This is a genomic window from Lysobacter sp., assembly GCF_035655815.1.
In the GTDB taxonomy this organism is placed as follows: Bacteria; Pseudomonadota; Gammaproteobacteria; order Xanthomonadales; family Xanthomonadaceae; genus Lysobacter_J.
Map to the genome: position 1 here is coordinate 37,662 of NZ_DASRTS010000071.1, position 10,837 is coordinate 48,498.

Sequence of the window (10,837 nt, forward strand, 5' to 3'; positions counted from 1 at the left end):
CCGGGCCGGTGGCTTATCCTGAGCGCCCATCGTGCGCAGCCGCCGCCCCGCATGTCCTTCGCGATTCCCATCGACCACCCCTGCCTGCCGGGACACTTCCCGGGGCGCCCGCTGGTGCCCGGCGTGGTGCTGCTGGAGCACGTGGTCGAGGCGGTCGAGGCCGCGCATGGGCCGCTGACCGGGCTGCGCCTGCCGCAGGTGAAGTTCCTGCAGCCGTTGTTGCCTGGGGAAGAAGCGCATGTCGAACTCGACGGCGCCGCACCGCGCTGGCGCTTCCGCGTGCTGCGCGGCGATACGCTGCTGGCCGCGGGCGAAGTGGTCGCCGGCGCACGGGACGCGGCATGAAGACGCACTGGAAGCAGCGCCCCGAGGGCGGCGGACTGTTCGCGCTGTGGGTGATCCGCAGCATCGCCCGCTACGGCGGCCGTCCGCTCGCGCGCGCCTGCCTGTATCCGATCACGCTGTACTTCCTTGTCATGCGCGCGCCGGAGCGCCGCGCGTCGAAGGAATACCTGTCGCGCGTGCTCGACCACGCGCCGACCTTGTGGGACGTCGCGCGCCACATTCACACCTTCGCTGCGACCATCCTGGATCGCGTGTTCCTGCTCAGCGGGCAGCTGGACCGCTTCGACATCCGCACCAGCGGGCTGGAAACGCTGGCCGCGCGCGTGGATCGCGGCGAGGGCGTGCTGATCTTCGGCTCGCACCTGGGCAGTTTCGATGCCTTGCGCGTGCTGGTGCTGACCCGCCCGCACCTGCGCGTGCGCGTGGTGCTCGACATCGCCCACAACCCGGCGATCACGCGACTGCTCGATGCGCTCAATCCGCGCCTGGCGGCCGACGTGATCGACGCGGGGCAGGACGGCGTGTCGATCGTGCTGGCGATCCAGGAGGCCCTGTCGCGCGGCGAGCTGGTCGCATTGCTCGTCGATCGCGTCGAACCCGGCGATGCTTCGGTGCGTGCGCCGCTGCTGGGCAGCGAGGCGCCGTTCCCGATCGGGCAGTGGCTGCTGGCGTCCACGCTGAAGGTGCCGGTGGTGCTGGCCTTCGGCCTGTATCGCGGCGGCAACCGCTACGAGCTGGTGTTCGAGGAATTCGGCGAGCGCATCGACATCCCGCGCCGACAGCGCGTGGACGCGGTGACGCAGCTGGTGCGGCGCTACGCGGCGCGGCTGCAGCACCACGTGCATCGCGCGCCCTTCAACTGGTTCAACTTCTACGATTTCTGGCATGGCGACGATGCAGCAGCGCAACACTCCGGGAGCGCGCTCCCGTTTGCCGACAATGCGGCTTCGGGCGATCCGGCTGTTGCCGGTGCTGCTGCTGGCCAGCGCGACGCCGTGGGCCGCCCCGGCTGAGGAGCGCGTCGAGGCGGAGTGGATCCTGTCGCGCATCGCGCGGCCGGCGCCGTCGAGCACGCCGTTCGTCGAGGTGCGCGGTTCGAAGCTGCTGAAGAACCCGCTGCGCCTCAGTGGCGAGTACGGCCGTCCCGACGACGACACGCTGGTGCGCCAGGTGCGCGCACCGTACGTGGAGAAGACGACGCTGCGCGCAGGCGAGGCGGTGATCGAACGCGCCGGGCAGGCGCCGCGCCGTTTCGCGCTGTCGCGCGCGCCGGAGCTGGCAGGCCTGCAAAACAGCTTCGGCGCGTTGCTGGCCGGCGACGTCGCCTCACTGCAGCAGCATTACCAACTGCAGACAGAAGGCAGCCGCCAGCGCTGGGTGCTGACGATGACGCCGAAGGACGCCGCGCTGCACAAGCGCCTGCGCGAGATCGTGCTGTTCGGCCGTGGCGCCGAGCTGCGCTGCATCGAAGCGCACCCGGCCGCGCAGGGTGACATCCAACGCACCTTGCTGGCAGGCGCTGCGCAGAAGGCCGCCAGCGCGACCGACCTCGCCGCGCTGACCGCGCTGTGCCACGACGACGCGACCCGATGAGCGCGACCCGGCGTCTCGCCCTCGCGCTGCTGTGGCTGGCGGTGCTGGGATTGCTCGCGGTTCTGGTCGCGCCGCGCGTGCAGCTCAGCGGCGACCTGCGCAAGTTCATGCCCGCGCCGCAGACGCCGGCGCAGAAGCTGCTGATCGACGAGCTCGGCGAAGGCCCCGGTTCGCGCCTGCTGCTTCTGGCGTTGTCCGGCGAATCGGCGGAAACCCTGGCCGCACAGTCGCAGGCGCTACGCGAACGCCTGCTCGCCGCTCCGCGCGGCGGCGGCGCCGCGCCGTTCAAGCTGGTCGCCAACGGGGCCGACCTGGGCCTGGATGCGATTCCGCCCGCACTGCGTCCGTACCGCTACCTGCTGTCGCCGACGCTGGACTCGCAGCGCCTGGATGCGGCGTTCCTGCGCGGCGAACTCGATGCGCGCGTGCAGGACCTGGGGTCGCCCGCCGCGGCACTGATCGAGCCGCTGCTGCCGTCCGATCCCACGCTGGAAACGTTGAAGCTGGCCGAAGCCTGGCAGCCGGCGAATGCGCCGCAACGGCTGCACGGCGTGTGGTTCGATCGCGCCGGACGCGAGGCGCTGCTCGCGGCGGAAACGCACTCGGCCGGATTCGATCCGGAAGGTCAGCAGGCGGCGATGGACGCGATCCACGCCGCGTTCGCCGCCGTGCGCGGCGACACCCGCACGCGCCTGGATGTCACCGGCCCCGGTGCGTTCTCGGTGGAGATCGGCACGCGCACCGCGCGCGAGGCCAGCCTGATCGGCACGCTGGATTCGCTGGTGTTCGTGCTGCTGCTGTGGGTGGCCTATCGCAGCTGGAAGGCGCCGCTGCTCGGCGGCCTGCCGCTGGCGAGCGCGGGACTCGCGGGCCTGGGAGCGGTGGCGCTCGCCTTCGACGGCGTGCACGGCATCACCGTCGCGTTCGGCTTCACCCTGATCGGCGTGGTGCAGGACTATCCGATCCATCTGTTCAGCCACCAGCGCGCCGGCGTGTCGCCCTGGGCCAGTGCGCGCGCGCTGTGGCCGACGCTCGGCACCGGTGTCGCATCCACCTGCATCGCCTACGCGACCTTCCTGGTGTCGGGCGTCGATGGCCTGCAGCAACTGGCGGTGTTCACGGTGGTGGGACTCGCCACCGCGGCGCTGGCCACGCGCTTCGTGCTGCCGGGCCTGATCGATCCCGCGCCGCGCGACGCCGCGGATTCGAAGTGGCTGGCGCACTGCTGGTCGGCGCTGGCGCGCTGGCCGCGCCTGCACGTGCCCGGCGCGCTCGCATTGACGGCACTCGCGCTGGCGGTGGTGGTCTTCGCGCCCGGTGCGTTCTGGCAGAACGATCTGGCGCGGCTCACGCCGGTGCCGCCGGCCGCGCTGGCGCGCGACACGCAGCTGCGCACCGAACTCGGCGCGCCGGACGTGCGCTACGTGATCGCGGTGCAGGGCCGCGACGCCGAAGCCGCGCTGCAGGCTTCCGAGCGCCTGCTGCCGGCGCTGCGCGAACTGCGGCGCGACGGCGATCTCGGCGGCTTCGATCTCGCTGCACGTTACCTCCCCAGCGCGAAGACGCAGCGCGGGCGGCGATCGCGACTGCCCAGCGACGAGGCGTTGCGCCATGAACTGCATGCGGCGATGGCCGGAGGGCCGTTCAACGACGATGCCTTCGAGGACTTCATCGCCGACGTGTCGCGCGCACGCACCGCGACGCCGCTGACGCCGCAGGCGTTGTCCGGCACGCCACTGGCTGCGAGCGTGCAGGGGCTGCTGCTCGAGCGCGAAGACCATGCGACCGCGCTGGTCGCGCTGAGCGGCCTGCGCGATCCGGATGCGGTGGCGCGTGTCGCGCAAGCCAACGGCGCGCAACTGCTCGACCTGAAGCAGGCGTCCGAATCGCTGGTGGCCGAATACCGCGAGCGCGTGCTGTGGGCGCTCGCCCTGGCCGCGGTGCTGCTGGCCGGCGCGGTGTGGCTGGCGCTGCGCTCGCCGCGTCGCGTGCTGCGCGTGCTGGCACCGATGGCGCTGACCACGCTGCTCATCCTCGCCGTGCTGCGCGGCCTGGGCGTGGAGCTCAACCTGTTCCACCTGGTGTCGCTGATCCTGGCTGCGGGCCTCGGGCTGGACTACGCGCTGTTCTTCGACCACGCCGGCGACGATCGTGCCGAGCAGCTGCGCACGTTGCACGCGGTGATCGTGTGCAGCCTGACCACGCTGCTGGTGTTCGCGTTGCTGGCCGCGTCCAGCATTCCGGTGCTGCGCGCCATCGGCGGCACGGTCGCGCTGGGCGTGGCATTCAACTTCGTGCTCGCGCTGCTGATCGTGCGCGCGCCGGTGAAGGAGCACGGCGATGCTGTCGCGTGAGCGCATCCTCGCGCTGGTGCCGCATCAGGGCGCGATGTGCCTGTGGGACGAGGTGCTGGCGTGGGATGCGCAGGGCGTCCGGCTGCGCGCGTACAACCATCGCGACCCGGCGCATCCGTTGCGTCATCGCGGCCGGCTGCACGCCGTCCACCTGTGCGAGTACGGTGCGCAGGCGATGGCGGTGCACGGCGGCCTGCTCGCCGAAGGCGCGGGCGCCGGCGTGAAGCCCGGCATGCTGGTCGCGTTGCGCGGCGTGGAACTGCACGTGGACCGCATCGACGACCTGCCCGGCGCGCTGGAAGTCGAAGCGCGGTGCCTGATGGCCGACGCGACCAGCAGCCAGTACCGTTTCCTTATCACCCACCAGGGCGACGTGCTGGCGCAGGGCCGCGCCGCCGTCCTGCATTCGATGCCCGGAGAGCCATCCGCATGAGTTCCAGCCAAACCCGCCGCGCCCTCGTCACCGGTGGCAGCGGCGACATCGGCAGCGCGGTGTGCAGGCGTCTTGCGGCCGACGGCTGCGAGATCATCGTGCACGCCAACCGCAACCTGGATCGCGCGCAGGACGTGGTGGCGCAGATCCGCGAATCGGGCGGGCGCGCGACTGCGGTGGCTTTCGACGTTGCAGACGCAGAGGCGACACAGGCGGCGATGGCCGAACTCCTCCTGGCCGGTCCCGTGCAGATCGTGGTCAACAATGCCGGCGTGCACGACGACGGCCCCATGGCCGGCATGAGCGAGGCGAAGTGGAAACGCGTCATCGACGTCTCGCTACACGGCTTCTTCCACGTCACCCAGCCCCTGCTGCTGCCGATGGCGCGCACGCGCTGGGGCCGCGTGGTCAGCGTATCGTCGGTGTCGGCGGTACTGGGCAACCGCGGCCAGGCCAACTACGCCGCGGCGAAGGCGGCCCTGCACGGCGCCACCAAGTCGCTGGCCCGCGAGATGGGCAGCCGCGGCATCACCTGCAACGTGGTCGCGCCGGGCGTGGTCGAGGGCCGGATGGCCGAGTCGGCGTTCAGTTCCGAGGCGATCAAGCAACTGGTGCCGGCGGGACGCGCCGGCCGGCCGGAGGAGGTCGCCGCGCTGATCGGATTCCTGTGTTCAGACGCGGCCGGTTACATCAACGGCCAGGTCATCGGCATCGACGGCGGCATGAGCTGAATGAACGGCGGCGGGTTCGCCGTCCGGATACGCGCCCTGGCGTAGGATCGCCGCATCGCCCAACAGGAGGCGCCGCCATGCGCCGCATCACGCTCCTGCTCCTCGCTCCGGTGCTGGCCGTGCTGGCCGGCTGTTCCTCGACCTCGCAGCTGGTGACCGGCACGCCGCGTACGCCGATCGACCCCTCGCAGGTACGCGTCTACTACACGCCGCCGCCGGGCGGGTTCGAGGAAATCGCGCGCCTGCAGACCGCCAGCGGCAGCTTCACCTACGGCGAGCAGAACAAGATGGACGACGTCATCGCCAACCTGCGCATGGAAGCGGCCAAGCTGGGCGCCAACGGTGTGCTGTTCGTCGGCACCGAGAACAGTTACGGCGGCAGCAGCGTGGGCGTCGGCGTGGGTGGCGGTAGCTACGGTGGCTACCGTGGCGGCAGCTTCAGCTCCGGCGGCATCGGCGTGAACATCTCGCCGAGCAAGAAGTACGCGCACGGCATCGCGATCTACGTGCCCGACCCGCCGGCGGGCGTGCAGGCCCCTCCGGCGCAAACGCCACCTGTGCAGACGCCGCAGCCGGTGAACTGAGACGAGGCACGCGTAAGAATCGCCGCGCGCTGCTGTTGCGCCAGTGCACTTGCTCGTATCGCGGCGAAAGCCGGGATCCAGTTTGCCGTTGCTTCCGCTCGTGCGCTTTTGCTCTTGCTCGTCATCCCCGCGAAAGCAGGATCCGGTCGTTGCCCTCGCTCGTCATCCCCGCGAAGGCGGGCATCCAGGGACTTTTCACGCTTTCCCTACAGATTGCAGGTGGCCGATCGTTTGCCGTTGTTTTTGCTCGTCATCCCCGCGCAGGCGGGGATCCAGGGACTTTTCACGCTTTCCCTGTCTGCTTGAACAACGAGAGCCACAGCTTCCGTCCGTCTAAAGCCGGCCGGGTCACTTTTCTTTGCTGACCCAAAGTCCGACTGGATTCCCTTCGGTCAAACGTAACCAAAGAAGCAGGCCGCCCCGACGAAGCAATCCCACGATCTGCCAGGGAGTCTGTGCCTTCGCGAGCCGGACGTGGCCTTTGGCCACGTGGCCCGCACTTGCGGCACGGGCGTTCGGACGATGCGCGAACCAGTGGCTCACAAGCACGCATCGCCCTCACTCCACGCCTCCTCCGCTCAGCAGCGAACGTCCTGTGCGCTGCCCTTCGGCCGCATGGTGGTTCAACAGCAAAACGATGGGTCGCGGCTTTCGTCTGGACCAAGAGCGACGGCTGACAGCATCGCCGCAGAGAGACATCCGGCAAAGCGTGAAAAGTCCCTGGATTCCCGCCTTCGCGGGAATGACGAGCAAGAGCGACGAGCAAGAGCGACGAGCTAGAGCGACGAGCTAGATCAACGGCAAATGGATCCCGGCTTTCGCCGTGATGACGAGCAAACGCAAACCCCAGGCTAGCTGCCCGTTTCCCTCACGGTACCCGCGTCTGTACCGGCTCCATCGGCGGCGCGAATTCGCCACTGGGATCGTCGATCAACGCCGGATTCGCGCGGATCCGACCGAGCATTTCGATGAGCCCACCGCGCCGCAGCACGCCAGCGACGACATGCGAGGTGATGCGGCTGAAGTCACGCAGCGGCTTGAAATGGCTGGGACGGAATTCCTCGTCCATGTGCACGCACTTGTAACGCGACTCGATCGGCACCGAGACGCAGCGCGTGCCCAGCTGCTGCGCGGCGGAAATCAGGATCTGCGCTTCGAACACGAAGTCCTCGCCGGGCACGTCGGTGAGAGCGGCGACCGCGGCGGGATAAAGGCGCTGGCCGCTCTGGCTGTCGGCGAGCTGGTAGCCCGTGCCCCAGGCGATGCCCCAGTCGGCGAATTCGTTGGCCAGGCGGCGGTACAGCGGTTGCTGCGAACGCCGGCGCAGGCGCGCGCCGATGACGATGTGGTGCGGATAGCGGTTGGCTGCGGCGAGCAGGCGCGGGATGTCGCTGGCCAGGTGCTGGCCGTCGCCGTCCATGGTGACGATGGCGCGCGCGCCCATCGCCAGCGCTTTGGCGAAACCGTCGCGCAGGCTGGCGCCCTTGCCCATGCGCTGCTCGTGGCGCAGCACGGTCACCGGCAGGTCGGCGACGCACTGCGCGGTGCCGTCATCGGATCCATCGTCCACCAGCAGCACGCGCGGGCATTCGGCGAGCGCGCCCTGTACCACCTCGCGGATGCGCAGCGCTTCGTTGAGCGCCGGGATCACGACGACCAGGTCGTCGCGGGACAGATGCGGGGCGCCGGAGCGCGCGGCGTTGTCAGTCACGGGTCACCTCCACGATCAGGTCGTGCGCCGGGCCGGCGGGCAGGCGCACTTCGCCTTCGCCACGCGCCAGCACGTCGAACAGGGGCAGCATCGGGGCCATCGCGTTGGCGGCGGCCCATTGCGACAGCGGGCCATTGCGCACATCGCCGGACGCATCCTTCGGAACCAGGCGTGCGCGCAGCGAAATACCTTCGCCTTCGCTGGCCAATACCAGTGCACCGCCGAGCAGCCCTTCGCTGGGCGCCACCTGCGCCAGCGGCCCGACGGCCTGTCCGTCGTAGGCGACCAGCAGCACCGCTTCGCTGCCGTAGGCCAGTTGCGCCAGCGCTTCGATCAGGCCCTGCGCGAAGCTCGCCTCGTGCGCGCTGATCGCATTGGCCGGCTGCATCGCGCCGGTGCCGATGGTCCAGTAGCCGGCGGCGGCGTTATGCACGGAGTTGTGGAAGCGGATCGGCGAAAGCGAACGCGGTTCCTGCGCCAGCGTCGCGCACATGTAGTCGGTGATCGCCAGTTCGCCGTGCGTCGAGGCGAACACCGACGGCAGCGAGGCCGGATCGCGGCGCGCCGCCTCGCAGGCGGCCATCGCCACTTCCAGCGCCACAGCGACGGTTTCCGGTGCGCGGCGACGCTCGTTCGCCGGCAGCAGGGACGGAGAGGGTTTCGTCGCGGCCTCGGCCGGGCTCGCGCCGGTCAGCGCGTGCTCGCGGGCGGCCGTCCACGACGGCAGTCCACGCGTCCAGAAACCGATGCCTTCGATGCGCGCTGCCAGAACACTCATGCGCGACCGAACACCAGCGAACAGTTGTTCCCGCCGAACCCGAACGAATTGTTCATCGCATAACGGATATCGGCGCGCTGCGGCGCGAAGCGGATCTGCGGTCCGCAGGCGGGATCGGGCGTGCGGCTGTTGAGCGTGCCGGGCAGTTCGCCGCTTTCCAGCGCGAGCAATGCGATCACCGATTCGACGATGCCGGCCGCGCCCAGCGTGTGCCCGGTCCAGCCCTTGGTGGAACTGGCGTGCAGCGAATCGGGAAACAGCGCCGCGACCGCGGCCGCCTCGACCGAGTCGTTGGCCGGCGTGGCGGTGCCGTGCAGGTTGAGATAACCGACCTCGATCGCGTCGATGCCGGCGCGCGACAGCGCATCGCGCATGGCGAGCGTCGCACCGAGTCCCTGCGGATGCGGCGCGGACATGTGGTGTGCGTCGCTGGATTCGCCGTAGCCGCGCAGTTGCAGGCCGTCTTCGTCCACACCGGCGCGTTCGAGCAGTGCGAAACCGCCAGCCTCGCCGAGCGACAAGCCGGTGCGGTCCGCATCGAACGGACGGCAGGGCTCGACGGCGACCAGCTGCAGCGAGTTGAAGCCGAACAGCACGCTGCCGCATAGGGTGTCCACGCCGCCGACCAGCGCGGCATCCGCGAGTCCGGCGGAAATGAGCCGGGCCGCCTGTGCGAACACCTTCGCGCTGGACGAGCACGCGGTGGCGACCGTAATCGCCGGGCCGCGCAGGCCGGTGGCGTGCTGCACGAACTCGCCGAGCGCATGCGGCGTATGCACGGTGTGCCGCGCAGCCGCGTCCGCCATGCGTCCATCCTCGAGCGCCGCGTAGGCCTCCTCGGTGCTGCCGATGCTGGAGGTCGACGTTCCCATCACCACGGCCACACGCTCGGCGCCGTGGCGTGCGATGGCCGCATCGATGGCCTCGCGCATCCCGTCCTGCTGCAGGGCCAGCCACGCGAGGCGATGGTTTCGCGAATCCCACTGCGCCAGCGTCGCCGGCAGGGACAGGTCTTCCAGGCCGTCGACGCGGCCGATCCAGCAGTCTAGGCGCTCGCGGCCGAAGTCGTTGCGTCGCAATCCGCTGCGCGACTCGCGCAGCGCCGCCGCCTGGGCGTCGCGTCCGCGACCCAGCGCCGTGGTCGCGGTGTAGGCACGTACCGCCAGCGGCGGCATCGGTGCCAGAGGGGCGCCGGGTGAACGGGTTGGAGACGGCACGCGCAACTCTCTTGCAGACAAGGCGGCGAGTATAGCCAGCGGCCGATATGCCCGCGTCGGCGTAAGATGAACGCCCTTTTCGCCGCGTTTCGCGCCCGTCGCATGACCAGCCGTACCGCCCACCGACTGGCCCTGTTCGGCGACCGAGACGTGCTGCATTCGCTGGCGGTGACCGCAGCGGTGTGCGTGCTCACCGCCGGCATGGTGTACCTGGGCTATTTCCTGCACGTGCTGCGCATCGCGCGACGTGCGCCATGCGAACCGGCGCACGGGGAATGCGTGCTGCTGTTCGGCAAGCATTCGCCGCAAGGGCGGATCGACCGGGATTTCCAGGCGCGCCTGGACCGCGCCGCGACGCTGTGGCGGCAACGCCCACCGGTCAGCGTGGTGCTGCTGGGCGGCGGCGCCGAGGGCGAGCCGAGCGAGGCCGAACTGGCGCGACAAGGCCTGTTCGAACGCGGCCTCGCGGTGGACGCGCCGCTGCGCCTGGAAGCGCAGTCGCGCGACACGCTGCAGAACCTGCGCAACGCGCGCACGCTGCTGGGCGAGGGCATGCGTTCCCGGGTAACGCTACTCAGCAGCCGTTATCACCTGGCGCGCTGTGCGCTGTTCGCGAGGCAGCTGGGATTCGATGCGGAGCTGTGTGCGGCGGAACCGCGCCTGCAGCTGGGGCCGCGCATGCTGCTTCGGATCGCGGGGGAGGCGGCGTATGTGTGCTGGACGGATGTGGGGTCGCGGTGGGCGAGGTTGATCGGCAATCAGCGGATGATGGACAGGGTGCATTGAGAGGGCGGCGCTTGGCTGGTTCGCCAGTCCAGCGAAGGCGACGCCATCCGCCGTTGCTTCTGCTCGTCTGCCGTTGCTTTTGCTCGTCATTCCCGCGAAGGCGGGAATCCAGGGACTTTTCACGCTTTACCAGTCACCCGTGAGAAGCGGAACATCCAAAGCTTCCGTCCGTCTAAAGCCGGCCGGGTCACTTTTCTTTGCTGACCCAAAGAAAAGTAACCAAAAGAAAGGGTCTTCCCCGACGAAGCAATCCCACGACCGGCAGAGGAGTCGGCGCCCCGCAAGTCGGCATCCGTGCCTCCTTG

12 protein-coding genes are annotated in these 10,837 nt (G+C 69.8%); 8 read left to right on the forward strand and 4 right to left on the reverse strand.

Features of this window, described 5'->3' with window-relative positions:
• The first annotated feature begins 51 nt into the window (after window positions 1–51).
• From VFE83_RS18470 to VFE83_RS18500, 7 genes are all read left to right on the forward strand, one after another.
• Window positions 52–345, forward strand: a complete 294-nt coding sequence (locus VFE83_RS18470; RefSeq protein ID WP_324908880.1) for a hypothetical protein — start codon at window positions 52–54, stop codon at window positions 343–345.
• Window positions 342–1,358 (forward strand): acyltransferase, encoded by a 1,017-nt coding sequence (locus tag VFE83_RS18475; protein WP_324908882.1) that lies wholly within the window; start codon window positions 342–344, stop codon window positions 1,356–1,358. Before VFE83_RS18470 ends, VFE83_RS18475 begins: the two co-directional genes overlap by 4 nt.
• Window positions 1,285–1,938, forward strand: a complete 654-nt coding sequence (locus VFE83_RS18480) for a LolA-related protein (RefSeq protein ID WP_324908884.1) — start codon at window positions 1,285–1,287, stop codon at window positions 1,936–1,938. The genes VFE83_RS18475 and VFE83_RS18480 overlap by 74 nt, the downstream gene beginning before the upstream one ends.
• Entirely contained in the window at window positions 1,935–4,292 is a 2,358-nt protein-coding gene (locus VFE83_RS18485) for an MMPL family transporter (protein WP_324908886.1), read from the forward strand. Before VFE83_RS18480 ends, VFE83_RS18485 begins: the two co-directional genes overlap by 4 nt.
• Window positions 4,279–4,725: a phosphotransferase gene (locus VFE83_RS18490; RefSeq protein ID WP_324908887.1), complete on the forward strand. Its 447-nt coding sequence runs from the start codon at window positions 4,279–4,281 to the stop codon at window positions 4,723–4,725. The genes VFE83_RS18485 and VFE83_RS18490 overlap by 14 nt, the downstream gene beginning before the upstream one ends.
• Window positions 4,722–5,456, forward strand: a complete 735-nt coding sequence (gene fabG / locus VFE83_RS18495) for a 3-oxoacyl-ACP reductase FabG (RefSeq protein ID WP_324908889.1) — start codon at window positions 4,722–4,724, stop codon at window positions 5,454–5,456. The genes VFE83_RS18490 and fabG overlap by 4 nt, the downstream gene beginning before the upstream one ends.
• A gap of 77 nt (window positions 5,457–5,533) precedes the next feature.
• Window positions 5,534–6,040, forward strand: coding sequence for a hypothetical protein (locus tag VFE83_RS18500; RefSeq protein ID WP_324908891.1), 507 nt, complete (start codon window positions 5,534–5,536; stop codon window positions 6,038–6,040).
• 868 nt (window positions 6,041–6,908) lie between these two features.
• Here VFE83_RS18500 and VFE83_RS18505 read toward each other — a convergent pair.
• Genes VFE83_RS18505 through VFE83_RS18515 form a run of 3 tightly spaced genes read right to left on the reverse strand, consistent with a single transcriptional unit; the run spans window position 6,909 to window position 9,704 of the window.
• Entirely contained in the window at window positions 6,909–7,751 is an 843-nt protein-coding gene (locus tag VFE83_RS18505; protein WP_324908892.1) for a glycosyltransferase family 2 protein, read from the reverse strand.
• Window positions 7,744–8,529, reverse strand: coding sequence for a beta-ketoacyl synthase chain length factor (locus VFE83_RS18510; RefSeq protein ID WP_324908894.1), 786 nt, complete (start codon window positions 8,527–8,529; stop codon window positions 7,744–7,746). The genes VFE83_RS18505 and VFE83_RS18510 overlap by 8 nt, the downstream gene beginning before the upstream one ends.
• Window positions 8,526–9,704 (reverse strand): beta-ketoacyl-[acyl-carrier-protein] synthase family protein, encoded by a 1,179-nt coding sequence (locus VFE83_RS18515; RefSeq protein ID WP_324908904.1) that lies wholly within the window; start codon window positions 9,702–9,704, stop codon window positions 8,526–8,528. The genes VFE83_RS18510 and VFE83_RS18515 overlap by 4 nt, the downstream gene beginning before the upstream one ends.
• Window positions 9,705–9,848: 144 nt before the next feature.
• Between VFE83_RS18515 and VFE83_RS18520 the strand changes: the two genes are divergently transcribed.
• Window positions 9,849–10,532: a YdcF family protein gene (locus VFE83_RS18520; protein WP_324908896.1), complete on the forward strand. Its 684-nt coding sequence runs from the start codon at window positions 9,849–9,851 to the stop codon at window positions 10,530–10,532.
• Window positions 10,533–10,651: 119 nt separating this feature from the next.
• On the opposite strand, the gene VFE83_RS18525 is transcribed toward VFE83_RS18520, so the two are convergent.
• Window positions 10,652–10,837 (reverse strand): hypothetical protein (locus VFE83_RS18525; RefSeq protein WP_324908898.1); only part of this gene is annotated, 186 nt, incomplete at its 5' end.